Here is a 24,583-nt window from a genome sequence, read left to right as displayed (position 1 = left end):
AAGAGTACCTCAGTGTTGTACTCTAGACGCTCACAAACCGGGTTTTGCAACGCCCGATCGATCGTCCTCAAAGGAGGATTTTCTGGAAAAAACCCGGTTTCTGCCTCCAGAAATGTGTGAATATTATCGCAAAAATCAGGAAGTATCTAGCTAGATTTGGGAAAAACAGAAAGTTGGACGGCAAACATTGAGATGCAGCTCGAAAACATGAAAATCAACAGAGGTTATTAAATAATGGTCATGAATCTGCGTTCTTACGATATCATCTGTTTTGGTGATGAAGTTCCAGGAGTTCTAGCTGTTATCTCTGCCTCCAGAGAATATCTTCGCCGAACAAAGCGTTATCCGCGAATTCTACTGATGTCTAAAGGAAGCTTGCAAGAAGGAATTGGCGGGCATTTGGTAAGAGGCGGTCTTGCTTATTTAGATAGAAGTCAGATTAGTGAAGAACTTCAAAAATCTTTAAAGTTAGATACCTTTGGTTCACCAGCGACAATCTATAAAGAATTCTTACAAAAATCCGGTGTCACCGCAATTGCACTTGACCCCCGCAAAGCCAGTGCAGCCCTGAAAGAAATGCTGGTAAAAGCTGGGGCCGATCTCCTGAGCAAAGTAGAAATTAAATCAGTCAGTAAAGAAGGTCAAAAAATTGTCAGTATAACCACCTCTCAAGGCGTAGTTTATGCCGGCAAGCAATTTATTGATGCCACTGTCAATGCCGAATTAGCTCAAGCTGCCGGTGTGAGAAAGCTGAAGGGATTTGAAACATTTGGTCTGCCTAATTCAGAACTTCCAGTCACCCTCGTTTTTGAAACCCAAGGACTCAGTGCAAGAGCACTGAAAGAATTCGATTATATTTATCTAAAACGCTTTACCAACCTGGCCGATGCAGAGAGTCAAAAATTTTTGCTGTACGCCGCAGGCAAGGATGCCAAACTAGCAGAAGAGCTGCGGCGGGAAATGAGGGACACTCAAGGCAATCTCAAAACTCTGTGGGCGGGTAACGATTACATCGATGTTCGCGCGCCGGCTCTGTCTGTAGCTTACCACTCATTTAGAGGAAGAAAACTATCTTTTTCTGAAACTGGCATAATTTTAGATGAGGGAAATATAGCAATACTTCCAAATGACCGACTTTCGTGGAATGCGCTTTTATTTGCAGTCACAGCCAGCGAAGCCGAAGCCTTAGCTAGAAGCGGGAGCAAACCCACGGCTAATATGCAAAGAGAGATGTTATTTATTACAACTTGGCTGAGGAGTTTGGGGGCTACTTCTGTTACTTATGCCTCAGAACTTTATATCAGACACGCTGGCAATGTGACGGGAGTTGTAGAACCTTTAACTGGCGCACAAATGCTGTTAGGTGGCGTACCTGCTAATGAAGCCCTGGCAACATTTAGCTATCATTTTGATGTACGGGGAGGCATCCAGGGTATTGGCGAGAAAGCAAACAGTCTAGGATGGTTTAAAAGTCTGAGTTTTAAACAGCCTATCTTTAATATTGGCATCCGCCACGCATTAATTAAAAACGTTCCTAACTTGGCAGTAGTCAGTCCGTGTTCGGGATTTGAAGGGTTAGCCTGTTCTGTCGGCAGAATAGTTGAATTCAACGCTGCAGTTGGTCAAGGTGTGGGTATCGCTGCGGTTAATGCCATTCTAAATAACAAAAATCTAGCCGATGTATCTAACCAAGAAGTGAGACAAGTTCTCGCCCAAACAGGCCAGTTACCTAAAATTTTTGGAACTCCCAATAGTGGTGAGGCAATGCTATTGGCGCAATTCGAGACTCTTGTCACTTCGGATGCTATTGCATAATCTCAATCCCGGTTGCACTCCTCATGATTATTGATTGTTGACTAAGCTGTTGTGGCATTTAAATTGTATGTCAAAAAATAATCAAACTTTTTTGGGGTGTCCCACCCGCCGTGAATATACAATTTAAATGCTCAACTGTATTAGCCTACTCGCTAACAACAAATCCTTACTTCTTCTGCGGGCACTTTGGATGAATCCCCCCCTGCAAACAAATGTAAGCAATTTGACTTTTATCTAAATTCTTAGCCTCCGCAAAATCAACTCCTAGGAATCTACCTGATTTACTACCAGTCGTGGGATTTTGAATAAATTGCTCCGAAGCTGCTTTCCCCAGAAACACCGCGCCTTTAAAATCCGCTCCCGCTAAATTCGCGCCCCGAAAATCAACCGAACTCACCTCTGCATTCCGAAAATTGGCATCTTGCAACCGAGCATCTTTTAAATTCACGTTGGCGAGTTTAGTCGAAGTCAAATTGGCATTTTGTAAGTTTGCGCCGCTCAAATCAGCACCGGATAAATCAGCACCTTGCCATTCCGATTTAGACAAATTTGTCAAGGACAACTGAGCGCCTTGAGCCTTAACTTTGCCCAAACGTGCACCGGACAAATCCGCTCGCGACAAATTCGCGCTTCCTATATCGGCTCCGGTAAAACGGGCATTTTTTAACATTGCTTCCTGTAAATTGGCTCCAATTAAAATAGCACTGCTGAAATTAGCTGAATTCAAATTGCCGTTTGACAAATTAGCTTTGTTCATGACAGCGCGCACAAAATTAGTCCCGTTCATTACAGCACTGTTCAAAGACGCCCCGGTCAAATTTACTCCTTCCAAATTAGCGCCGCTCAAGTCAGAAATCCAATCGTCAAATGTACCCGGACGCCTGTCTTCGCCGGTGCCGTAAAAGCGAGATCCCTGCAAGCTGGCATTGGTTAAATTGGCATTTCTCAACTTAATTCCCGACAAGTCAACTTTGTTTAAAACTAAAGTAAACTGAGATGGGCCGGCAGGACTTTGAGCTAAATCCGTGCGGCTGAGATCGACACCGTTGAGTTGGCTGCTATACACTGTGAGAATTTTGCCGATCGCCCTTTGTACTGTTCGCTGGCGGGCGGCCGCTAACTCGCGTTCCGGGGCCTTGCCGTCAAACCGCAGGGAATCGAGGTCGTTGCTGAGGGCTTGGTTCAACCGCTGCAAGTCAGGCAAAGCTTTCGGCCCGCTACTGACTAAAGCTTGCTGGATCGCGTCCAGCATGGCCCGGTTGTCTTCTTGAGCTAGCAAATCCGATAGCAGGGGTAGGGCGCGGGAGTCTTCCACCGCCCCCAAAGCCAAAATTGCCGATCGCCTGCCCGATGCCCCGCTAGCCGATGTGGGAGACAATTTGCTGACTAAAGCCACAAATAATTCGTCGTTCCGCTGCCGGGAATCCCGCATATTTGCTTGACTTTGAGTGTAGATGAGAGTGCCGACAAACAAAGTTAAAATCAATCCCGCGCTGCCGACGGTAACTATTACTAAAGTTGTGCCTGGGTGTTGGCGCATCCAATTCCACAAACTGGCATTTACTTTCAGGCCGCTTGGTGGAGTCACAACCAAAGCCGCAATCTGCGCGTCTTCCTCAGTCCAATCTTGAGTCTTGACAGGATTGGCAGACAGTTGATGGGATCGAGCGTTGACGACCAAAGTATTGGCGAGGCGATCGTGTCCCGTTTGCCGTTTGTAGCGCCATGCAAAAGCCCCGTCTGCGAGCACTGCCAAGCCGCTGAGCCCCCCTAAAATCAGCAAATCAGGAAACGCTCCCGTCAAGCGCCAAATGCCGTAAGCGACGCCCAGAGGCACTCCCCAGCGCCCCAAACTTTCGCGAATTAGCACTTGCCCAAAACCCGGAGGAGTACCCGACGCTGTGACAACTTTGACGCCGAACCAGCGTTTGGGGATAGTTTGACCGGTTCTGGCGAGCAAAAACAGTTGCCACCCCGCTAAAACTGCCGGTGCCAGCAGCGCCCCCGACCAGAATAGATTAGTTAGGGGTGCTACTCTGGGGCTGCGATCGCGCACGGGTATGCCCAAGGTACGGGCGACGGTTTCGGATGCTGCTGCTACTGAGGAATTGAGCGGTACGGTTTGAGATTCCTGGTTGACTAATGCCCCGATACTGAAGGGAACGAGGGCGCTGGCCGCAATTAACGAAATTTCCACTGCCCAAGCGCCGCACCTGCGAACCAGCAGTGGCATTTGCTTGGATTGTGTTTGCCAAGACGGATCGGGTTGATTGATGCCGCTGGGCGCGGTGGGGTTAGCCATATTTAGAAATTCCTATTATTTGTCGTTAGTATTTGAGGACTGGGGGGAAATTGCCAATTTATATGCTATGTAGATTAGCACTCCGAGAACGGCAAGAGTCATCAGGGCGGAAATTAGCTGTACGATGCTATTGAAGACTGTCAGGACAATTATCGCTCCGACGGCAAAGGCTGCCACCTGCCCCGGTTTGGGGAGTCTGTGAAACTTGTCTAGTAATTGATTGTATAAGGTTCCGAGGGCTTGATAGCTGTCGGAATTTTGTGTGATGAGTCGCGATCTTTCTACTTTAGCTTTTAGTTCTCCGAACGCTTGCTGCCAATTGAAGTTATTTTGAGGATTCATAAAAAAATTCGGAAGTTATTTTAGATTAATGTGTTTGGAACTGCCATTATCCCCTACCGTCAAAGAACTATAACCAAATGCCATTGTGTGAGGAAACATGAAGATAAATTATCCGGGCGATCGCGGCAAACTGTGGTTTAGCTCGATCGTGACCGTAGCCTTGGCAATGATTTTAGCGGATGCGGGTGCCCTTCGGAGCCAACCGCTACAAATTGCTCCGGGATTTCCCGAACCGCTGGGAGTTTCTGGAGTTTCCGGCGGCCCGAACAATAGTGGCGACTGCGGTTTTGTCTCCCAAGGGCCGAACCACGTCATTGAAGTAACGCAGGATTTGCCTTACTGGCGGATTGCAGTACAAACCGCTGGAGCTCCGAGTTTGATGATTCAAGGGCCGAGGGGGCGTTTCTGCGTGCTGCCGGCGAATGCTGCTGCGGGGAATGTAGAATTTTCCGGTTATGGGGACAAGGGGACTTATGTTATTTTTGTGGGCGATCGAGCTCAAGGTCAACACCCTTACTCTCTCTCTATTTCCCAAAAGCGAAATTAAAAATAAAACGGAATTAGGACGCTTGCTGTGAGAAAATTGCTTTTTGGCGATCGTAAATAAGCCGGATTCCTTACAGCAAGTCCGTGGAAGACCGATTTCATATCAATTTTGTATTTGGTCTCTAACCCACTTGCGAAACAATCTGAGAGTTTGACTCGTGCCCACTGTTTGGCTTTGTTCGCAATATTGAGAAATAGCTTCAATAATTGGCAGATTTGGAAAAGTCGGACTAATTTCCGATTCAACATATTTCCCATCTTGAAGCACATTAATCTGAAGCTTTTTATTTTCATAGCGCCATATTTCAGGTACTCCCAAAGCTTCGTAAGCATCGAGTTGAGTTTTGGAAGTTATATCCACTTCAATAGCTAAGTCAGGCGGCGGATCGATAGTTAAGTCTATCCGCTTTTTGCCAATCATTAGAGCATAATTCTGAATGTAAAAGCAATTGTCAGGTTCAATTCCTTGTAACATACTTTTTCGCTGAAAAGTCGTCGAACCAAAACATTCTCGATCGATTTCAAGTTTTTCGAGTAATATTTTCACCATATCGCCAATGATTTCCTTATTGAATTCATGTTCTGGTAGTGGCATCCTAATCTCCAAAGTTCCTTGACTGTAAGCTATTCTAGAGCCACGGTGTTCTCCCAACTCTTCTAAAATTGCTTCAAATTCCTGCCAGTTGACATCATTTAACAGCACTCTCTGTCCAGGTGGTACAATGATTTGCCTTAATTGCAGCGTTACCATTTCAACCTCCGATTTATTTAAATTATAGAGCTAAAAACCTGCTCAACAGTCAGATTAAGTTCCCCGAAGGCAGACGAAATAATCGTATCGCCCTCTCGGAACTGGCTAACCTGGTATTCCCCCTCTACCAACTGGTAAATCGAGACAGTAGGTTGTTTGGGATTGCCGATGAACCGCCGACCACCCAAGGCAGCATAGTCAACAACCCAGTATTCCGGGATACCCAATCTTTCATACTCAGCCACTTTTACCAGGTAATCATCTTGCCAGTTAGTGCTAACTACTTCGACAACAAGCTTAACAGAGCTACCTTGAGAAATAACTGATGATTTTTTCCAGAGTGGCTCTGACATTAAGGCTGGTTTGTCTAAGACTATAATATCCGGCTGGTAGCCCGTGGTCGTTTCGGGAGGTCTGACAAAATAAGTTGAAGGTGTTACATAAGGAAGATTTAAACGGTCAATTTCTACGTTAATTTTACGAAGCAGAAAACCTGTAACTTCCTCATGGTCTCCATTTGGGTTCATCTCAACTATTACTCCATTGCGTAGCTCGAAACGTCCTTTTCCATCTGGATACCATTCTAAAAAGTCTTCAAATGTTATAGATTTGATTATGGTTTGAATCATGAAAAATTCTCCGTTCATATAGCCATCAATAGTTCGTAGTGAGGACTTGAGTCCTCGAATAGAGTCAACAAGGACTCAAGTCCTTACTACAAACAATTTTTTTAAGGGGAATTAACAGAACATGATATCACATATTAATTAGGTAGGTGTAATAAGGGCAGCTAGAAACCCGACTTCTTCAAAAAGTCGGGGTTCTGGGTGTGATGTTTAAATTTTTTGCTGCGTGTACAGTTCCTTAAACTTGCGCTGCTGCTCGTTGTGATCTACGATCGGAGAGGGATAATGAAGAAGTCGGCGTTCTAAAGACGAAATATTTCCTGTTAGCAAAAATTTAGTATCAACGCGACGCAATTCGGGAACCCAGTGCCGAATATATTCCCCTTCCGGGTCGAATTTCTGAGCTTGACTCGCCGGATTAAATATTCGCAAAGGTTTCGGGTCCATGCCGCTAGATGCACTCCACTGCCAGCCGCCGTTATTAGCAGAAAGGTCGGCATCTATCAATTTTTGCATGAAGTATTTTTCACCCCACTGCCAGTTAATAATTAAATCTTTGGTGAGGAAACTGGCGACTATCATGCGACAGCGATTGTGCATCCAACCTGTCTGATTTAACTGCCGCATTGCTGCATCGATAATAGGATAGCCTGTTTTGCCTTTACACCAAGCTTGAAAGAGTTTTTCATTGTTCTCCCAAGGAAAGTCTTTGAATGCTTGACGGTAGGGGCCGTCTGCTAATTCTGGGAAGTTATACATGGCGTGTTGGTAAAATTCTCGCCACGCTATTTCCTGTTGCCAAGTACGGATGCTTGTAGACGCTTCTTCGCTGCTGCAAGTGTCCATTACTATTTGGGTAGCTTGCCAAACAGTGCGGATGCCAATTGCACCAAATTTGAGGGCTGCGCTGAGTTTGGATGTGCCGTTAATGGCGGGAAAATTGCGCTGTCCTTGATATTTGTAAATTGCCCGATCGCAAAATTCTTCTAATTTTTTTTGCGCTGCATCTTCTCCTGGTTCTATTACTAATGGGTTTTCCCAAATAAATCCTAAACTAGAGGCAGTTGGCACTGTTTCCCTTGCACCTGCTTGGTTGGCGATTGCTTGTTCTTCGGCGGTTAATCCGGTCATTAATTCCAGATAAGTTATCGGCAGTGTCTCTACTGGTTGGGCTTTTCGTTGACTGTTCCATTTTTTCCAAAATGGTGTATAAACTGTGTAGGGAGTCCCTGTAGCGCTGCGAATTTCATCTGGGGCGTGCAGGAGTTGATCCCAGAAATTTTGAACTTGAATTCCTGCTTGTTGGAGGGCGTTTGAGACGGCCAGATCGCGCTGTTTGGCGTAGGGTTCTACATCCCAGTTCCAAAATACTGCTTGGGCATTTATAGCTGTTGCTAATCTCGGTATTCCTAGGATCGGGTCATCTTGAATGATCAGCAATTGGCTGCCTGCTTCCCTGTAACGCGAGGAGAGTTTTTGCAAGCAGCCGATCATGTAGGTGACTCTGGCTGGGGCTACGTCATCGCGATTTAGGATATTGCGATCGAGACAAAAAATTCCGACTACTTTCGGGCTTTGCTGGCGCGCTGCTGCCAGTCCGATGTTGTCAGAAATACGCAAGTCGCGGCGGTGCCAAAATAAAATTAGATTGGATATATCAGACATTCGATTTTAGATTTTAGATTTTAGATTTTAGATTTTACAGTTCTGGACACAAGCGGGTTCAAAAACCCGGTTTCTAAGTTAATATTTATCGGTTGGACGCACGATTTTTATAAGAAACCGGGTTTTTCCGTCAGTCAGATTTACATCAAAAAGGGACGTGCCAAGAAAAAGCTAGAAATAGATTTTGCATCAATGGGTTCCCCAGCTAAGATAGCTTTTTCTAATTCTTCAGGGGTGAATAGAACTGTTTCAATGTCTTCGTCATCATCTTGTGCTGGCGGCTGTTCCAGTTTTTCCAAATCTTGGGCTAAGAAAGCATAAATGATTTCGTCGGAATAACCGGGGGCGAGAAAAAATTGCCCTAATTTCTGCCATTTTCCGGCGCGATATCCGGTTTCTTCTTCGATTTCTCGTTTGATAGTTTCGGCGGGATTTTCATTGATTTCTACTGTACCTGCGGGAAATTCTAAAATTCGCCCTTTTGTGGCAAAGCGATATTGGCGTACCAAGACGAGTTTACCTTCGGGTGTGACGGGAACTGCAAGTGCTCCGCCTGGGTGGCGAATACATTCCCACTCGCCTTCGGAACCGTTGGGAAGACGGAGGGTGGCTACGTCAAAGTTGAATTTGCGCCCTTGGTAAAATAGGCGTTGTTTGAGGAGTTGGGGTAGTTCTTGACCGATCGACATAAGCGACAAGCGAATAATGTTAGGGTGCACCGATTTAAGACATCATAGGCGATCTAATACGATTTTAGATTTTAGATTTTAGATTTTAGATTGGGAATGACTGATGACTATCACAGTTGGCAGCTTAGCTACGGTTGCATTTTTTTTGAAACTGGTACGATCGGTGAATTGTACTCACTTTTTACAGTTACAATTTTTGCACTCCCGAACAGTCTGCGGTTTGCAGGAGTTGGACGATCGCACTTTTCGTCACCGGATGCACCCAATCCGGGGCAATTTCTGCTAAAGGTACTAATACAAAAGCTCTTTCGGTCATCCGGGGATGAGGTAGAGTCAGTGTGGGAGTTTCTAGGATTAAATTGTCGTACAGCAGCAAATCTAGGTCGAGGGTTCTTGGCCCCCATTTTTCTCGGCGAATTCGATTAAATTTTATTTCAATTTCTAATAATTTTGCTAGTAATTGTTCGGGTTCTAGTGCAACTTCTAGGATGGCACAGGCATTGATGTAATCGGGTTGGGGCGGCCCGACGGGGGCGGTTTGATACCAGCTTGAATGGGATTTTACTGCTATTCCTGGGGTGTTGTTTAGGGTTACGATCGCGCTAGAGAGTGTGGCTAGGGAGTCGCCTAAGTTGCTACCGAGGGCGATCGCACATTTTGTTAGTTTCATAAGGAAGGTTCGGCAACGGATTGTGTAACGGATGTAACGGATGTCAGGAAGAGAGAAGATTAAGGCGGCGCGGGTTTATCAATATTCTTTGATTCCTAAACAGATTTCGGGTTTAACCCGCCCATACAAGTTGTATTTTTACGAAACTTTCCCCCTAAAGCCTGCATTTTTGGCGCATTCTGATAACACAAAATATTATTTTAATTTAAGCTTAACAGTATGTTAAATTTTATTAACTATTATTGACAAGTGTTAGTATTTAGTTTCAAACATAATGAATTTGTACCTACGCTTATTGTCGGCTGTCATTCTAGCAATTATCAGTTTAACAGCAAGTATATCAATAGGTTTGGCTGAAACAAAAGAGCGCTACCTTACCCTAGATTCGGACGGTAGTCAATCTTTTGCGAGTTTAGTGCAGCAGGCGGAAGATTTAGCGAAAGAGTCGATCGCCCGCGAGTTTCAAGAAAATCCGGCATTAACAGAAGTTACAGTCATTATTACAGCCGATCGCAGCCGACAAAGAGTTCCAGTTTTGCGATCGAGAGTATCCCGTCGCGACTGGCAACAAGATGCGAGAATCGAACAGTGGACTAGATATTTTGCCGATGCTCAATTGCTGCTGGGATTCAGAAACGGCGGTATTTCGTCCCCAAATTCTGGATTTTCGCAAGTGAGGAATGTACCTGCGCCTAGTCGATCGACCTCCAGAGAAAATGATCCAGGTTTTCGAGATGATTGAAATCGGGCATCGGGCATGGGGCATCGGGCATCGGGCATTGGTAACAGATAACAAATAACAAATAACCAACAGCACGACACGGAAATCACGGATACACGGATAGATATTTTTTCCTAAATATCTCTCTCATACTATAGCAATCCTAAATGACTCGTGAAATTTTTACCCCACCCCAACCCTCCCCTTATCAAGGGGAGGGAGTAAGAAATTCACAAATGATTTATGATTGCTATAATTTCCTATTTTTAACTTGTTGTTAACCTAAATATCTCCCAATGTTAATTAACCTTCAGGTTAACTTCCCTTAATTGAACAGTGATATAGTTTCATACGGAATCATCTGATTAGGGAAGTTGGGCTGAACAGGAATTTATGTCTAAAATAACTCGCCGACAACTGCTAATTTTCTTCGGCAGCAGTGCAGCTACCACTGTGCTTGCCCCTCAAGTAACTAAAACACTATTCGGCATCAATTCCACCTCGGCCGAAGCTGTAGTTCCGCTATCTTTCACTCCGTTAAGACTTCCCCACCCGCTGCCGATTTATCGAGAATTGTCCAGCTTTATGCCGATGGGCTTAAACGGACAGGGAACTGTGATGGCTGCCTCACAGGATACTAGATTAACGAGTTACAGCATTGTTGACGATGTGGTTGTGCCGCCGGAATACGAACGTTACGTGATTGTCCGCTGGGGCGATCGAGTTTTTCCCAATCCGGCAGACTATTTCGGCTACAACTGCGACTACACCGGCTTTGTAGGCCTTCGCGGCAGCAATGACGACGGTTATCTCTGGGTTAACCACGAGTACGTATCCTTCCCAATGTCGAAAGAGGCACCCGATACCCCGTCAGACTTGGCATCATTTCCAACAACCGAGCGCGCCGTCCTCGGTATAGACTTATCCGTAAAGAATCGCGATACCATCGGCGAATTCCTGTACAATCTCGGTGGTTCGATCGTCCGCATCACCAAACAAGCCAACGGCAGATTTCAGGCGATCGCCGGCGACCCCCTCAACCGCCGTATTCACGGACTTTCCGGCCTCGGAATCAACAGCCAGCGTACCGACAAATACAAAGATGTCACCTCCTGGGGAACCAGACAAGGGGACGACAACTACCTCATCGGCACGGGCCCTGCAGCTACCCAAGTCTTCGCGCAAGTCAACACCGACGGACTCGGCAACCGCATCATCGGTACAGCCTACAACTGTTCCGGCGCCACAAGCCCTTGGGGAACAATCCTCTCCGCCGAAGAAAACTTCCAAGGTAGCGAAGCATTTTTCGTCGGGGTTCAGGAAAACGTCAAACCCAACGGTGGCCAAACCAGCTACGCCAAGGGCACTATCGGTGAGGAATTTGGCTTAGTCGGCGAAAAATACGGCTGGATGGTAGAAGTCGATCCCCTAGATCCAAGTTTCCGCCCCCGGAAGCACTCATGGTTGGGCCGTTTCCGCCACGAAAACGTCGCGATTCGCGCTGAAGCAGGCCGCAAGTTAATAGGCTACATGGGGGACGATCGGCGCGGCGGACACACCTGGAAATTTGTCAGCAACGGTAATGTCACCAATCCCGCAGATAAAAACAACAGCCGATTGTTTGAAGATGGGGTTTTGTACGTTGCCCAATATAACCGCAACGGTACTGGAAGATGGCTGCCACTGACATTAAATACCCCGACAAATCCGGTGCGTCCTTCTAGAGTTGGCGAGGCGGAATTAGCAAGTTTTGGCAAAGCTCAAAGAGATGCCGCTACTCGCTTGCCCAAACGCGCCGGAATTGCTGGTCAAACCGAAGACGGCGGTTCTTTTGTAGTAGATACAACCAATGAAGCAACAGCAATTTCGGGCTACCAAAATAAAACTCTGGCTAATTTCTACAGCAGCCAAGGCGCGGTTTTAGTTGATGCTTTCTTAGCTGCTAATTTGATTGGTGGCACTCCGACGGCGCGGCCGGAAGATTTGGAAGTTAATCCTACTACGAAGGAAGTTTTCATTGCTTATACTGACGGCGCACCGGGAAGCGACGGCTATCCAGATTCTCGCATTTTTAATGTTGCTAAATACGGTAGCGCAGTCAACAGCAATCAGCAGTCGGGAGGACTTTACAAAATAATTGAAGACAGTCCCGACGGTGCGGGTTTGACGTTCCGCTGGCAGCGTTTGGCTCAGGGTGGAGAAGCCGGTGCGGTAGATGGGGCGGGATTTGCTAATGCAGACAATTTGGATTTTGACCCTCAAGGCAATGTTTGGGTCGTCACTGATATGTCTACGAGCACGCACAACGGTTTTGATGTCGGTGCGAGTGGAGAGCCAAAGACGATCGACCACAACAAGACTGGAAATGTGTCAGATTTGACTGGTGTTTTTGGCAACAATTGGCTGTTTTATATTCCCACTTCTGGGCCGAATGCAGGAACAGTAATTCCGTTTGCTTACGGCCCGAACCGATGCGAAATGACGGGGCCGACTTTTGTGGGAGATACGCTGTTGCTTGCGGTGCAGCATCCTGGGGAAGATTGTCCGATCGATGATGGTACTGTACTGAGTCGGCAAATTGAAATGTTGGATTTGAACGGTGCTGTTTTTAATCAGACTCGTAGTGTTTCTCGCGGCAGTTTGTGGCCGAGTAATATTGAGAATGACAGGCGTCGTTCGCCGATGCCGTCGGTGATTGGAATTCGTCGGGTGCGATCGACTCCAACGGGCCAGTTTGTTTAAATAGGACTTACGATGGGGCTCAGAAACCGGGTTTTTTACGAAAAGACGCGTTGCAGTCCGAAGATTTGGTAAAAAACCCGGTTTCTTTTGTCGAGTGCGTAAATCCTGGTTAAGTAAGCTCATTTCAAAAAACTGAACACCCAAAGCCCCGACTTGGCTGAAGAAGTCGGGGCTCTGAAATATTAGCACCACACAAATGGTAAGGTGCGTCGCCACCCGTCAATCTGCAAGTTCCATTTCTCATCTGGTAGCGACGCACCCTACAAATTAGTAACACACAAATACGAGACTAAGAAAATTGTACTTGGCGATATAAATCGGCGATCGCAATTTCTAGATTCACCGATTCAAGTTGCAAGGAATCGCCTAAACCATACTCGAATAGAACCCATTGCCCCTGTTGATTGCGCCGAAATATCTCTACTCCTGGCTGTTCAACTTGCACCAATACATACTCTTGCAGTGTTGAAAATTGGCGGTATTTAGCAAATTTTATGCCGCGATCTGCTGCTTCAGTGGAAGGCGATAAAACTTCGATAATTAAGGAAGGAAATTGCACTAATTGCGGATCGTTATCATGCTCATCACAAGTTACCACAACATCAGGATAAAAATATTTTTGCCCTCGTTCCACTTGGACTTTGACATCCGCGATGTAAGGTTCGCAAGGGCGATCGACAAGGGCATCATCTAGGATTCTGAAGAAATTTCCTGAAATTCGATTGTGATTGCGGGTGCCCCCACTCATGGCGACGACTTCGCCATCCCAATACTCGTAGCGTTCCTCTTGGGTGGGTTCCCAAGCCAGGTATTCTTCTGCACTCATCGATGGGCGATCGGGTAAGGCAACCATAATGCGATCGAGAATCAAGTATGTTTCTATAATAGCTTGAAGAAAAAGCGATTAAAAGGGCGGGTTTTTGAGATGGTCAATTATTGGCAGATATTTTTCGTGAACCCGCCCCTATCGTATTAGGGGTAATCGACCCGACATGATATCAGAGGTTTTGATTCCTCTGATTTAGATATTCCTCAAGCCTGCTGGGTCTGACTGATTGTCAGCCCGTCAGGGACTAAATTCCTCATGTAAGTCACTGTAATTGATTAAGTGCGATCGTACCAACTTTGCAGCGCCAAGCGGTGAACTTCCCGCCAGCTAATATTTTTAAGTCTGGCAATTTCCGCGCAATCTTCGTATTCCGGCTGTACATTAACAATCGTTTGTCCAGACTTCGCCACTTTGATCTTGACTTCGCCGTATTCTGTTTGAACAGTCTGGATTTCTCGGTGCAAAATAGTTCTCTGTTGAGTCGATCGCCTAATTCCCAAAGTAGTAGTCTCGCGAAAGATCACAGCTTCGCAAGCATCCTCAAATTCTGGATGACAAATGGCAGTTAACAAAACCCCAAGCCGCGACTTTTTCATCACAATTGGGGCAGTAAAAACATCCAGAGCTCCGGCGGCAAACAAAGCATCAAAAACATAGCCGATCGCCTGCGGACTCAAATCATCAATTTGCGTTTCCAGTACCGTAATAGTTTCTATGGAATTGGTAATTGGTAATTGGGAATCCGTAATTGGGAATTGAGTATTGTTTAAAAACTTCCCTCTTCCTTCTGCCCTCTTTCTGACATCCGTTACATCCGTTACAGAATCCGTTGCCGAACTTCCTTCTGACTTCTCCCCAATCCAGAGGCGCAAAATATTAGGAATTGCCAGGTTTCGAGAACCTGCACCCAAACCGATCGCCTGAACTTGCATCGACGGTGGCGGGCCGAAACCAGCGGCGAGAGTACAGGCGATCGCAGTTCCCGTAGGAGTGCACAATTCGCGATCGATCCCATTGCTATAAACCGGCACTCGGTGCGTTTCCCACAACCGCATCACCGCCGGCGTCGGCACCGCTAATCGGCCGTGGGCCGCCTTCACCGTACCGCCACCAGTCGGCATCGCCGAAAAGTAAAACTCCTCAATATCCAACCAATCCAAACCCAAACAAGTACCCACAATATCAATAATTGCATCCGTCGCCCCCACCTCGTGAAAGTGAACCTCGCTTGCGGGGATACCGTGTACTGCAGCCTCTGCCTCTGCTAATTTGCGAAATACGGCCAAACTCCCGGCTTCCACGCGCGGAGGCAATTTTGCAGAGACGATGATTTGCTCAATTTCGGGTAAATTGCGGTGATGACTGTGGCTAATTTCGGCCTCTGCTTCGCCGTGACTGTGAGAATGTTCTTCCCCGTGATGATGGTGGTGGCGGGCGTCAAAAGTCGGGGATTCGGTTTCCGAGGGATCGAGTTCGGTAGCGGGATTTTCTGGTTTTAACGACAAATCCGCAGCTAAATCGACATAAAATTTAGTGGCTTGTTGAGTATTCCGGTGGACTAATTCCGTCCGCAACTGGTACTCTGTCGAAATGCCGAGCAAATTGAGTTTTTCGATTAGGTATTCTAAAGGAACGCCAGCGTGGACAAGAGCTCCGATGCACATATCGCCAGCAATGCCGGTTGGACAGTCAAAATAAGCTATTTTATTCATTGTTAACAATTAATTTTTAGCATTGATTGTTTCACTCGATATTTCGATCGCCCACTTAGCCTGCAATATCTTAACATGGCAACTATTTACGAAGTGCATCCAGTTGCACCCCAAAGAGACCGGATCGAGAAAATTAACAAAGCTCTAAAAGATGGGGCCGTGATGCTTTATCCGACAGATACAGTTTACGCGATCGGCTGCGATCTCAACTCCAAGTCTGCTGTAGAACGAGTCAGGCAGATCAAGCAACTATCCAATGATAAGCCTTTAACGTTCCTGTGTTCATCTCTGTCAAATATCACCGACTATGCTACAGTCAGCGATGAAGCATACAGAATTATCAAGCGGTTAATACCAGGGCCTTATACATTTCTGCTGCCTGCTACCAAGTTAGTGCCACGGTTGGTAATGAGCCCGAAGCGCAAAACCACTGGAATTCGCGTTCCAGACCAGCGGCTTTGTTTTACCATGTTGGAAGCCTTGGGAAATCCAATTATTTCAACATCCGCTCACATTACCACGGATGATGAAGGTGCTGCACCGGTGCCAGCAGAAAAAGCAGAAAGTTTTGGCAAAGCTGAACTTTTTGACTGTTTTTCAAAGTTAGTAGATATCATTGTCGATGACGGTTCCGATCCGGGATATCAAGTTTCTACCATTCTCGATTTGACACAAAGCGAACCGATTGTTGTTCGCCGTGGTTTGGGTTCGGAAGCTGTCGCCGTTTGGGAAAACGATTAAACTTTGAGGATGCTTTCGCTTCTCCAACAGTCCGCCGGGGGTTCAAAACCCCCGTCGAGAGAGCGAAAGTCCTCTCAAAGAGGACTGTTAAATATAGCGGTTATGGTATTGAATTTAATTAAGCTCTGTCCTATATTTTAAAGGATTGACAATTATCATAGGAGCAATCGCTATCAGTAGATATTAGATATTATTTCTATTTGAACTCATCGCAACTTATGTTATTCCTCCCTAATTTCCACAGTCGTCTTAAGACGACTTCAGCTATGAGCCAGGGAATTAATTCCCTGGCGGCCTGTCGGAATCGCCAGCTAACAAACCTGCGGAAAAAACCTAAGCCTCTACCTTAACTCCTTTCCAAAAAGCAATATATCCGGCAATATTTTTAGCAGCATCTTTTGGAGTTGGATAGTACCAAGCAGCATCTTTATTAACTTGTCCGCCGACTTCGACATTGTAGTAACTAGCAACACCTTTCCAACCGCAAGTAGTGTGAGTGCTGCTGTCTTTGAAATACTCACGGTTGATGGCATCGGCGGGGAAATAATAGTTGTTGTCTACAATTTCGCACTTGTCGCTCTCGGCCAAAACGGCACCATTCCAAATTGCTTTCGGCATCTGTTTTTCTGGTTAAATTGAGATTCTCAATTATTGTAACTGTATTTGTGCTCAAAAGGCATAGAATAGTTGAGAAGCCAACAACCAACTACTGCAAATGCCAGCGTCTCATCCGCCAATATCTTCTGTGCCACTGTCCCTGGAACAAGCTCTTAAACATTTTTTTGGCTATGACTCTTTCCGTCCGGGACAGCAGGAAATTGTCGAAGCTGCTTTACAAAAACGGGATATGATGATTGTCATGCCGACGGGCGGTGGCAAGTCTTTGTGTTTTCAATTACCGGCACTGTTGAAACCGGGATTGACAGTGGTTGTGTCGCCGTTAATTGCTCTGATGCAAGACCAGGTGGAGGCTTTGCAGGATAATGGAATTGGGGCGACTTTTCTCAACAGCACTTTGAGCTCTCAGGAAACCCGATCGCGCGAAACAGCAATTCTCGAAGGTAAGATTAAATTGCTCTACGTTGCACCCGAACGCTTGCTCGGTGAGAGATTTTTACCGTTTTTAGATATAGTAGCAAATAAGTTAGGAATTTCGGCATTTGCGATCGACGAAGCCCACTGCGTTTCGGAATGGGGGCACGACTTTCGACCAGAATACAGGCAAATGCAGCGAGTGCGCGATCGATATCCCGACATTCCCATTATGGGACTAACCGCCACCGCCACCGAGCGCGTCCGCCAAGACATCATCCAGCAGCTAACTCTGCGAAATCCCTACATCCACGTCGCCAGCTTCAACCGCCCCAATTTATACTACGAAGTTCGCCCCAAAACCAAACACAGTTTTGCCGAAGTTTTGCAAATCATCCAAAAAAAAGGCGGTTCGGGAATTATCTATTGCCTCAGCCGCAAAAAAGTTGACGAAGTTGCCTATAAATTGCAACAAAGTGGCATCCAAGCCTTACCATACCACGCCGGCATGAACGATGTCGATCGCGCCACCAATCAAACCCGCTTCATTCGCGACGACGTGCAAGTAATGGTAGCCACAATAGCCTTCGGTATGGGCATCAACAAACCAGACGTGAGGTTTGTAATTCACTACGACTTACCCAAGAATCTCGAAGGATACTATCAAGAATCCGGCCGCGCAGGCCGAGACAACGAACCCGCCCATTGCAGCTTATTTTTCGGCTACGGCGATGTCAAAATGATCGACTACATCATCGAGCAAAAACCTGACCCGCAAGAACAACGAATTGCCCGCCAACAGTTGCGTCGAGTAATCAACTATGCAGAATCCACCGAGTGCCGTCGCACAATCCAGTTAAGTTATTTTGGCGATTCATTCCCCGGAAACTGCGGTACTTGCGATAACTGTTGCAACCAAAAACCCGTAGAAGATTGGACGATTGAGGCAATGAAATTTCTGTCTTGCGTCGCCAGATGCCAAGAAAAATTCGGCATGAATCACATTATTGACGTGCTGCGCGGTTCCAAAAATCAAAAAGTATTGCAATACCAGCACCACAAACTTTCTACTTACGGAATTGGCAAAGATAGAAGTGCAGACGATTGGAAAAAATTGAGTCGTTCCCTGTTAAATCAAGGTTTTTTAGAGGAAAGAACAGACGGATTTCCCATTTTGAAACTGAATGAAAAAAGTTGGGAAATTATGAAACGTCAGCGCACAGTTGAAATCGCCATTGAACCCCAACGGGAAGTACAGGCGAAAGTTCGGTCTTTGGCAGTAGAAGTAGAAGCTTTATTTAGCATACTGCGGACACTACGCAAACAAATTGCCGACGAACAATTTGTGCCACCTTACGTAGTTTTTGCCGATAAAAGCTTGCGAGATATGGCAGAAAAACGCCCGCAAAATCTCAGAGAATTCGAGGAAGTTTACGGCGTTGGTAGCAACAAGCGAGATAAGTACGGTAAGGTTTTCTTGGAGGCAATACGCACTTTTTGTCAAGAACAAGGATTGCCAAGTGGTGCTGCATCTTCTGATGTCGCTAATCTTCCAAATCTTTCCAACGTTGCGTCTTATTCGCAGATGCAAACCTGGGAATTATACCGACAAGGTTTGACTGTTCAAGGAATAGCTAATGCGCGGGGGATGAGCCCTAATACTATTTCTGGGCATCTGATAGAATTGATGGAAATGGGCCGGGAAGTTGATATAAATTTGTTGGTAGAATCGGAACGCCAGCAGGCGATAGTGTACGCTATTGAAGTTATGGGGGATGAAAAACTGAGAGCAATTTATGATTTTCTGGAAGAACGTTATACGTTTGAGGAAATTAAGTTTGTGCGGGCTTGGTGGCGGCAAAATTATGTCGGTTTTTAACCGCAGATGTAGGCAGATGTACGCTGATGGACGCAGATAATTAATAGAGAGGAGGGAAAAATGAGAATGCAAAAAGTAGCTTTTGGGATAATATATTAGAGTGGCGTTTTTAACAGATATATTTTTTTCATTTGGCTTTGCTAGCTGGCGTATAGGGGGTGGGCAAAACTTAAATTTAACAAGTGATTTTAAGAGGGCTATAAGTCAGTAAGCTTGGGTTAGCTAAGTGTGTCATTGTTCGCTATGATTCGCGCAGTTGCGAGGGTACGAAGCAATCCAGAAGCTATCGCCGAGACTTTCTTTTGTTCTCAATTTTCGTGAGCTGCTAGGGCGATAAAATACCTTTTTAACTGAACCTTATTGAGCTATAAGTACCTCGTAAAACCAGTTTTTATCTAAGTAGTAGAGTGCGTGAGAGGGAGGAATATTTAAATGCACAAGCATGAGACTGTTTACACTCACGCACAGCCCCAAGGATTGAATAATATTGATGCAGCCGGAAACGATATTAAGTCTCTCTCTTCACCCAGAAGTACCCTAAGTTTTAGCATTGTACTTTGTTTTGGCAAAATTATATATAGGGGTTTTTGACGGCGAGAAATTAAGTTTCTACACTTTAGAAGTGTACAATAAATGGTTGACTTCGTTAGCCAGCCATTCGTTAAACAGATTGTGCAAAATTTCTTGATACCGTTCAGGGGTTAATTCCGCTGGGAGAAACTTTTCAACCAGAAACAAGTGATATCCTAGTTCTGTTTCAATTGGACGAATTACTTCTCCGGGTTGAGCGCTAAATACGGCGACGGCTATGTCTGGTTTTAAACCCCACCGATAAACCTTGCCTTCGCAACCGCATATATGCCGACGATTTTCGTCAATATCGTAAAGGTGAGCAGCATCGAAAAAGCTGATTTCTCCTTCTTGAATTTGATAAAATAGTTCCTGAGCAAGCTGGGGGTTGGCAACAATTATTTGATAAAGAATTATTTGGTCGAATTGCAATTTGTTTTGAACAAAAATCTTTTCTACTTCTTTGCTGAATAAGTGTTCGGCTAGTTTTTGGCTGAGAAGCCGATCGCGAATCCCGGCCTCTAAATCTTCTACGGAAATCATCTGATCGACCAGCCAAGCAATCGTGTCCGCCGCTTTCTCCAAACGCTTCTCGCGGCGGAGTTGGTCGCCCACAGCTTGAATTTCGTCTGGAGTCACAGTTAACTCCCGTTCCTTGGCTGCTTTCTCAATAACTTTTTTATGCAAAACCTTTTGACTAAATGTTTTTAATTGCATCTCTTGTTTGAGTAGTTCGATGATTTCACTTGCTTCAATCATTGGCCCGTAAAAGTCTTTCATCTTTCTCTCTCAACCTATATGAATTTATTAACTTCATCCCCCGAAGATTCCTGCGGGGTAGTTGGGGTTAACGGTTAAGGGTTAGCTACAAGATGTCATTTGGCAAACTAATAAAATCAGCATTGCTCAAAGTTGTTGCACCCGCTGCGTTAACTGTTCCCAAAACAACAGCTAAAATTCGATCGCCATTATTTGAACTAAACTTAAGCAGAGTGGCGTCTGTCGTACCGTCACCGTCAGTATCAAACGCGACGAGTGTCAAGTCTGTTACCGAAAGTCCCCCTGTCAGCCCAATTCGATCGCCTTGAGCGAAATTGAAATCAACGACTCGATCGGCTAACAATGGATTAGCTGCTGCACTCGCTGTTTCGGATCTAAAGGCAAAGGTATCAGCGCCGCTACCTCCAATCAATGTATCTGTGCCGAAGTCGCCGCAAAGAAAATCGTCGCCGTTGTCACCAATCAGCAAATCTTGACCTTTTCCTCCCCGCAAAGTGTCGTTGCCATCGCCTCCATGGATCGCATCATCACCTTTGTTACCTGTGACAATATCGTCGCCGCTTCCTGCAAAAATTCGATCGCTCCCGCTATCGCCAGTAATCACATCGCTCTCGTTGGTGCCGAGCCAATATCCGTCGCCATTGCTGTCATAGCTGATAGTTAATGCGTCAGGATAGTTTTCTGGGGCGATCATTTCTGGAGGCGGCGTTGTCTCAGCATTGCTGTTGGCATTGTTACCGGGAAGTGCGATCGAATTATTGCTGTTACTGTTATCTGTCGGATTAGAAGCGATCGCGCTACTGCCACCACCACCCGTACCCGCATCCTGATTATTTGAGGGTGTTGGCGGTGTTGGCGCTGGTGTTGGCGCTGGTGTTGGTGTTGGCGCTGGTGTTGCGATGTTAGTTGTTGGTGGAGCGCCTGTAGCAGCGGTTGCTTCTGCACTCCCAGAAGTAGCTCCCGGAGTATAGGCTGTCTGAGTGCTAGTGCTACTGCCTGCGGGGGAAGTTACTGTCGCGCTGCTGTTGTTAGTAACGCCTTGATTATTGGCGATCGAGCTCGTTTCGCTCGAACTGCTACTCTCTGAGGGCGCAGGTGTTGGTGCTGGTTCAGGTGCAGGTGCTGTGGCGCTAGTAGTTGGCGGAGCATCTAAACCGCTGCTAGCTGAGGCGCTCGCACTGCTAGAAGTGTCGCCGGGAGTCGATGCTGTCTGAGTGCTGCTGCTGCTGCTGTTCCCTGTCGGAGAAGTCGCTGTCGCGCTGCTGCTGGCACCGCTGCTGTCTCCTAACGGTGCAGGTGCTGGTGCAGGTGCAGGTGCAGGTGCAGGTGCAGGTGCAGGTGTTGGTGCTGGTGCTGGTGCTGGTGTTGGTGCTGGTGTTGGTGTTGCTGCCGGGGCTGAAGTTGTGGCACTTGTCGTCGGAGAAGCCCCCGCCGAGGCTGTAGCTGTAGCGCTACCGCTGCTGGAGGTGGCTCCCGGAGTATAGACTGTTTGGCTGCTGTTGCTAGATTCTCCCGTTGGAGAAGTACCTGTCGCACTACTTGTACTCCCTGCACCGCTGTCCGAAGTGGATGAAGTGGATTTGGCAGAACTGCTGCTGCCTCCTGAAACCTCGCTGGGAGTAGAAATGTTAGCTGTTGGGGCTGGTTCTGAAGATGCTGAATAGTTAGTAAGTTCACTATTACTTGCACCAGTTCCACCCGCTAACAAGCTAGAGCCACTTGGACTGCTGCTACCGACCGTTAGGGTAGGAGGAGCAGATGCGTCTAATTGAGGCATCGCTGTTAATCTCCTTAAAATTTGTTTTAAGCTGGATAAATCAACTGAAGATTGCTCTGGGTCAAAGCAATGGAGCTATACATTTTTATTTTGATTTCATTACCCTATCGAGATAATAAAAATTATTTAATTTCTATTATTCACGGAATCTAGTTTCGGAACTTGGGAAATGACGGGGGAGTGTAGGCGATCGCAAATACCTGACCGTAACCAACCGCTAGAGAACCACCGTAAGGCGAAGATACTGCCCAAGACTGAGAATTAGCAGCAGTTGAGGTGAATGCACCGATCGCGGAGGTAAAAACACTGATATCGACTGAAGCAAAACCGCCAACAATATTGCCTTCGTCAGAAAATTTATCCAAATATGTCAAATCCTCAATTCTCATTGATTTTTACCTTTATCTGATTATTATTCTTGGATACGCCTGTATTTTTGACTTGAGAAATGTGTAATTTTATCGTTCCGCTGCCAGTAGTGCGGACTTAATTATACTAGCAGCGGGCGACTGAATTCCTAATCGGAAACCGATACAGAAAATGCACCGGATGAACTCGAAAAAGGAGTCGTAAATGTGCTGGTAGCAGCCTTGGTAAATGAGCCATAACCGATCGCACCGGCACCAGCGTCGGCTACAGCTACGTTACCAATTGCTAGACCAGCAGTCAGTGAAATGAAAGAAACGTTGCCGACAATCAAATCAAATTCTGTGAAACCGCCTTCGATTCTGGTTGCTTCGGACACAACTTCTACATGGTTCAGATCAGAGATAATCATGGTTTTTTGCCTTTACTATTGCAGGTTTGTTTAACTAAAAAACTGTGTAATTCTATCGTTTTGCTGCCAGCAGTTCGGACTTATTCAACTAGCAACTGGCGACAAATTTTTAATCGGAAACCGATACGGAAAATGCACCGGATGAACTCGAAAAAGGAGTCGTAAATGTGCTGGTAGCAGCCTTGGTAAATGAGCCATAACCGATCGCATCGGCACCAGCGTCGGCTACCGCTACGTTACCAATTGCTACGCCAGCAGTGAATGAACCGAATGAAACTAGGCCGACAATCAAATCAAATTCAGTGAAACCGCCTTCGATTCTGGTTGCTTCGGAAACAACTTCGACATGGTTCAGGTCAGAGATAATCATGGTTTTTTCCCTTGTTGGTTAAGTGCTTGCTCGAAGCAATCTTGTTTGCTTTCGATGTACCTAATATATCTGGACTAATTAGAGCTGTGTTGCCAATTTGGCAGATTTGTGAAAATTAAAATGTAAATTCAAATTCATGAATATTTGTAAATTATTCGTCCAAAAGCTACAAAAAATCGAGGTATTTTGAAATACAAAAATCAGCCTCGTTTTAGAGTTTATTAACGAGACTGGAAGATTGTAGTATTTAGCTCAATTGATAACTTGTATAGATAAAGACTGCCCAGGCTAAACCGCAGGAATTACAGGTCAACCGATTTGAGATTTGAGATTTGAGATTTGAGATTGAGTCAACGTAAAAGGTTATTATCTTAGATACCCGACTTCTTAAAGAAGTCGGGTAAGCTGTGGAGCATTTAAACCAGTAACGAGGCTAGTAGGGTGCGTCAGGAGTGAACCCTTACGCTGAAACGGAAAACCTTAGATGCTGACGCACCTTACGCAAGTCCTTTAAATGCCGAACAGCTTATCTGGGTATTCCCTTTTTTTAGGTTGACCTACTTAACAAAGTATTAGGTACGATCGCCACACGAGGTTGCCATTTTGGCAGATTTATCGGAAGTGCGGATGTTCGACACTCAAAAACCCGATCGCCCGCGGTGAGTCAACCAAAGAATTGGTACACCCAACGCCCGCAATCGGGTTGTCGATCTCTCGACTAAATTACTTACCCGCCAAATTAAACAAGCGCGTCTTAAATCCCGCAAAAAATCCTTGACTTGGAATTGGCAAACACTCAACCTTCGGCATCGAGAGATATTGCCCTTCCTTGACTTCAAGTCCAAAACCTGCGGTATCTGAGTGCAACTCGGTAAAAGCCTCTGTTACATAACCCCCTCGAACTCCGGCTCGTTTTTCCCTCACCACTTCCACATAATCTAAATCAGCAATTTTACCCAATGCAGGCTTAGCTTCCGATTTACTCGACTTGCCGATTTGACTGTTTTCCTTAAGCAAGCGGTTGGAAGTACGGTAAGGGATATAGTCGAGGGGGTTGTAACCCGTGCACCGCAAAAGTAAAAAACAAGCCCAAGAATACTTTCCTGCCAGGATGGCTGAAATTATCTCATCCAATTGTTCTGGTTTGATTCCAACTTGGGAATGATTGGCAGAATGGTGAAATTGGGAATTCATTATTTTATCCTGTTTTGTGTATAAAGAGTGACAAAGGACAACAACCACTTAA

Annotated in this window: 22 protein-coding genes; 6 read left to right on the top strand and 16 right to left on the bottom strand. The window is 45.9% G+C overall.

Features of this window, described 5'->3' with window-relative positions:
* Nucleotides 1–240: 240 nt before the first annotated feature.
* Nucleotides 241–1,815 (top strand): FAD-dependent oxidoreductase, encoded by a 1,575-nt coding sequence (locus tag QUB39_RS09930; protein ID WP_333231893.1) that lies wholly within the window; start codon nt 241–243, stop codon nt 1,813–1,815.
* A gap of 166 nt (nt 1,816–1,981) precedes the next feature.
* Here QUB39_RS09930 and QUB39_RS09925 read toward each other — a convergent pair whose 3' ends face one another.
* Nucleotides 1,982–4,117, bottom strand: a complete 2,136-nt coding sequence (locus tag QUB39_RS09925; protein WP_333054998.1) for a pentapeptide repeat-containing protein — start codon at nt 4,115–4,117, stop codon at nt 1,982–1,984.
* Between the two features lie 15 nt (nt 4,118–4,132).
* Entirely contained in the window at nt 4,133–4,459 is a 327-nt protein-coding gene (locus QUB39_RS09920; protein WP_333208766.1) for a hypothetical protein, read from the bottom strand.
* A gap of 97 nt (nt 4,460–4,556) precedes the next feature.
* Between QUB39_RS09920 and QUB39_RS09915 the strand changes: the two genes are divergently transcribed.
* Nucleotides 4,557–5,006, top strand: a complete 450-nt coding sequence (locus tag QUB39_RS09915; RefSeq protein ID WP_333054996.1) for a hypothetical protein — start codon at nt 4,557–4,559, stop codon at nt 5,004–5,006.
* A 102-nt stretch (nt 5,007–5,108) separates the two neighbouring features.
* On the opposite strand, the gene QUB39_RS09910 is transcribed toward QUB39_RS09915, so the two are convergent.
* From QUB39_RS09910 to folK, 5 genes are all read right to left on the bottom strand, one after another.
* Nucleotides 5,109–5,756 (bottom strand): Uma2 family endonuclease, encoded by a 648-nt coding sequence (locus QUB39_RS09910; protein ID WP_333208764.1) that lies wholly within the window; start codon nt 5,754–5,756, stop codon nt 5,109–5,111.
* A gap of 17 nt (nt 5,757–5,773) precedes the next feature.
* Entirely contained in the window at nt 5,774–6,385 is a 612-nt protein-coding gene (locus tag QUB39_RS09905; protein WP_333054994.1) for a Uma2 family endonuclease, read from the bottom strand.
* Nucleotides 6,386–6,592: 207 nt separating this feature from the next.
* Nucleotides 6,593–8,038: an FAD-binding domain-containing protein gene (locus tag QUB39_RS09900; protein WP_333055093.1), complete on the bottom strand. Its 1,446-nt coding sequence runs from the start codon at nt 8,036–8,038 to the stop codon at nt 6,593–6,595.
* Nucleotides 8,039–8,187: 149 nt separating this feature from the next.
* Entirely contained in the window at nt 8,188–8,736 is a 549-nt protein-coding gene (locus QUB39_RS09895) for an NUDIX hydrolase (RefSeq protein ID WP_333055091.1), read from the bottom strand.
* 187 nt (nt 8,737–8,923) lie between these two features.
* Entirely contained in the window at nt 8,924–9,406 is a 483-nt protein-coding gene (gene folK / locus QUB39_RS09890; RefSeq protein WP_333054993.1) for a 2-amino-4-hydroxy-6-hydroxymethyldihydropteridine diphosphokinase, read from the bottom strand.
* A gap of 274 nt (nt 9,407–9,680) precedes the next feature.
* Here folK and QUB39_RS09885 point away from each other — a divergent pair, with 274 nt between their 5' ends.
* Complete coding sequence (locus tag QUB39_RS09885; RefSeq protein ID WP_333054992.1) at nt 9,681–10,148, top strand: hypothetical protein; 468 nt, start codon at nt 9,681–9,683, stop codon at nt 10,146–10,148.
* A gap of 372 nt (nt 10,149–10,520) precedes the next feature.
* Nucleotides 10,521–12,869, top strand: a complete 2,349-nt coding sequence (locus QUB39_RS09880) for a PhoX family phosphatase (protein ID WP_333054991.1) — start codon at nt 10,521–10,523, stop codon at nt 12,867–12,869.
* A gap of 289 nt (nt 12,870–13,158) precedes the next feature.
* Here QUB39_RS09880 and QUB39_RS09875 read toward each other — a convergent pair whose 3' ends face one another.
* Nucleotides 13,159–13,740, bottom strand: a complete 582-nt coding sequence (locus tag QUB39_RS09875) for a Uma2 family endonuclease (RefSeq protein WP_333278384.1) — start codon at nt 13,738–13,740, stop codon at nt 13,159–13,161.
* Nucleotides 13,741–13,973: 233 nt separating this feature from the next.
* On the bottom strand, nt 13,974–15,410 hold the full coding sequence (gene larC, locus QUB39_RS09870; RefSeq protein WP_333208759.1) for a nickel pincer cofactor biosynthesis protein LarC: 1,437 nt from the start codon (nt 15,408–15,410) through the stop codon (nt 13,974–13,976).
* A gap of 75 nt (nt 15,411–15,485) precedes the next feature.
* Between larC and QUB39_RS09865 the strand changes: the two genes are divergently transcribed.
* Nucleotides 15,486–16,151 carry an L-threonylcarbamoyladenylate synthase gene (locus QUB39_RS09865; protein WP_333054988.1) on the top strand — a complete coding sequence of 222 codons (666 nt, stop codon included), beginning with the start codon at nt 15,486–15,488 and terminating at the stop codon, nt 16,149–16,151.
* A gap of 333 nt (nt 16,152–16,484) precedes the next feature.
* Here the strand turns inward: QUB39_RS09865 and QUB39_RS09860 are convergent, their stop codons facing one another.
* Entirely contained in the window at nt 16,485–16,769 is a 285-nt protein-coding gene (locus QUB39_RS09860; protein ID WP_333037862.1) for a DUF427 domain-containing protein, read from the bottom strand.
* A gap of 97 nt (nt 16,770–16,866) precedes the next feature.
* Between QUB39_RS09860 and recQ the strand changes: the two genes are divergently transcribed.
* A complete protein-coding gene (gene recQ, locus QUB39_RS09855; protein WP_333054987.1) occupies nt 16,867–19,062 on the top strand; it encodes a DNA helicase RecQ in 2,196 nt (731 codons plus the stop codon).
* 609 nt (nt 19,063–19,671) lie between these two features.
* Here the strand turns inward: recQ and QUB39_RS09850 are convergent.
* From QUB39_RS09850 to QUB39_RS09825, 6 genes are all read right to left on the bottom strand, one after another.
* Complete coding sequence (locus QUB39_RS09850) at nt 19,672–20,412, bottom strand: peptidylprolyl isomerase (protein WP_333208756.1); 741 nt, start codon at nt 20,410–20,412, stop codon at nt 19,672–19,674.
* 85 nt (nt 20,413–20,497) lie between these two features.
* Nucleotides 20,498–22,189, bottom strand: a complete 1,692-nt coding sequence (locus QUB39_RS09845; RefSeq protein ID WP_333485054.1) for a hypothetical protein — start codon at nt 22,187–22,189, stop codon at nt 20,498–20,500.
* A gap of 149 nt (nt 22,190–22,338) precedes the next feature.
* On the bottom strand, nt 22,339–22,578 hold the full coding sequence (locus QUB39_RS09840; protein ID WP_333054979.1) for a hypothetical protein: 240 nt from the start codon (nt 22,576–22,578) through the stop codon (nt 22,339–22,341).
* A gap of 128 nt (nt 22,579–22,706) precedes the next feature.
* Complete coding sequence (locus tag QUB39_RS09835; RefSeq protein ID WP_333054978.1) at nt 22,707–22,967, bottom strand: hypothetical protein; 261 nt, start codon at nt 22,965–22,967, stop codon at nt 22,707–22,709.
* Nucleotides 22,968–23,076: 109 nt separating this feature from the next.
* Nucleotides 23,077–23,337: a hypothetical protein gene (locus QUB39_RS09830; protein ID WP_333054977.1), complete on the bottom strand. Its 261-nt coding sequence runs from the start codon at nt 23,335–23,337 to the stop codon at nt 23,077–23,079.
* Between the two features lie 723 nt (nt 23,338–24,060).
* Entirely contained in the window at nt 24,061–24,531 is a 471-nt protein-coding gene (locus QUB39_RS09825) for a HetP family heterocyst commitment protein (RefSeq protein WP_333054976.1), read from the bottom strand.
* Between the last annotated feature and the right edge of the window lie 52 nt (nt 24,532–24,583).

This window comes from Microcoleus sp. AT8-B5, assembly GCF_036705565.1.
Taxonomy (GTDB): domain Bacteria; phylum Cyanobacteriota; class Cyanobacteriia; order Cyanobacteriales; family Microcoleaceae; genus Microcoleus.
The sequence above is the reverse complement of the archived record's forward strand: the minus strand, read 5'-3'. Positions and strand labels throughout refer to the sequence as shown.

Excerpts from the sequence above, each read along its gene's own strand:
- QUB39_RS09835 (WP_333054978.1), bottom strand. The coding sequence starts at position 22,967 with ATGATTATCTCTGATCTGAACCATGTAGAAGTTGTGTCCGAAGCAACC.
- QUB39_RS09850 (WP_333208756.1), bottom strand. The coding sequence starts at position 20,412 with ATGAAAGACTTTTACGGGCCAATGATTGAAGCAAGTGAAATCATCGAA.
- QUB39_RS09920 (WP_333208766.1), bottom strand. The coding sequence starts at position 4,459 with ATGAATCCTCAAAATAACTTCAATTGGCAGCAAGCGTTCGGAGAACTA.
- QUB39_RS09825 (WP_333054976.1), bottom strand. The coding sequence starts at position 24,531 with ATGAATTCCCAATTTCACCATTCTGCCAATCATTCCCAAGTTGGAATC.
- larC (WP_333208759.1), bottom strand. The coding sequence starts at position 15,410 with ATGAATAAAATAGCTTATTTTGACTGTCCAACCGGCATTGCTGGCGAT.
- QUB39_RS09830 (WP_333054977.1), bottom strand. The coding sequence starts at position 23,337 with ATGATTATCTCTGACCTGAACCATGTCGAAGTTGTTTCCGAAGCAACC.
- QUB39_RS09915 (WP_333054996.1), top strand. The coding sequence starts at position 4,557 with ATGAAGATAAATTATCCGGGCGATCGCGGCAAACTGTGGTTTAGCTCG.
- QUB39_RS09905 (WP_333054994.1), bottom strand. The coding sequence starts at position 6,385 with ATGATTCAAACCATAATCAAATCTATAACATTTGAAGACTTTTTAGAA.
- QUB39_RS09880 (WP_333054991.1), top strand. The coding sequence starts at position 10,521 with ATGTCTAAAATAACTCGCCGACAACTGCTAATTTTCTTCGGCAGCAGT.
- QUB39_RS09895 (WP_333055091.1), bottom strand. The coding sequence starts at position 8,736 with ATGTCGATCGGTCAAGAACTACCCCAACTCCTCAAACAACGCCTATTT.
- QUB39_RS09840 (WP_333054979.1), bottom strand. The coding sequence starts at position 22,578 with ATGAGAATTGAGGATTTGACATATTTGGATAAATTTTCTGACGAAGGC.
- QUB39_RS09910 (WP_333208764.1), bottom strand. The coding sequence starts at position 5,756 with ATGGTAACGCTGCAATTAAGGCAAATCATTGTACCACCTGGACAGAGA.
- QUB39_RS09925 (WP_333054998.1), bottom strand. The coding sequence starts at position 4,117 with ATGGCTAACCCCACCGCGCCCAGCGGCATCAATCAACCCGATCCGTCT.
- QUB39_RS09845 (WP_333485054.1), bottom strand. The coding sequence starts at position 22,189 with ATGCCTCAATTAGACGCATCTGCTCCTCCTACCCTAACGGTCGGTAGC.
- folK (WP_333054993.1), bottom strand. The coding sequence starts at position 9,406 with ATGAAACTAACAAAATGTGCGATCGCCCTCGGTAGCAACTTAGGCGAC.
- QUB39_RS09865 (WP_333054988.1), top strand. The coding sequence starts at position 15,486 with ATGGCAACTATTTACGAAGTGCATCCAGTTGCACCCCAAAGAGACCGG.
- recQ (WP_333054987.1), top strand. The coding sequence starts at position 16,867 with ATGCCAGCGTCTCATCCGCCAATATCTTCTGTGCCACTGTCCCTGGAA.
- QUB39_RS09860 (WP_333037862.1), bottom strand. The coding sequence starts at position 16,769 with ATGCCGAAAGCAATTTGGAATGGTGCCGTTTTGGCCGAGAGCGACAAG.
- QUB39_RS09930 (WP_333231893.1), top strand. The coding sequence starts at position 241 with ATGAATCTGCGTTCTTACGATATCATCTGTTTTGGTGATGAAGTTCCA.
- QUB39_RS09885 (WP_333054992.1), top strand. The coding sequence starts at position 9,681 with ATGAATTTGTACCTACGCTTATTGTCGGCTGTCATTCTAGCAATTATC.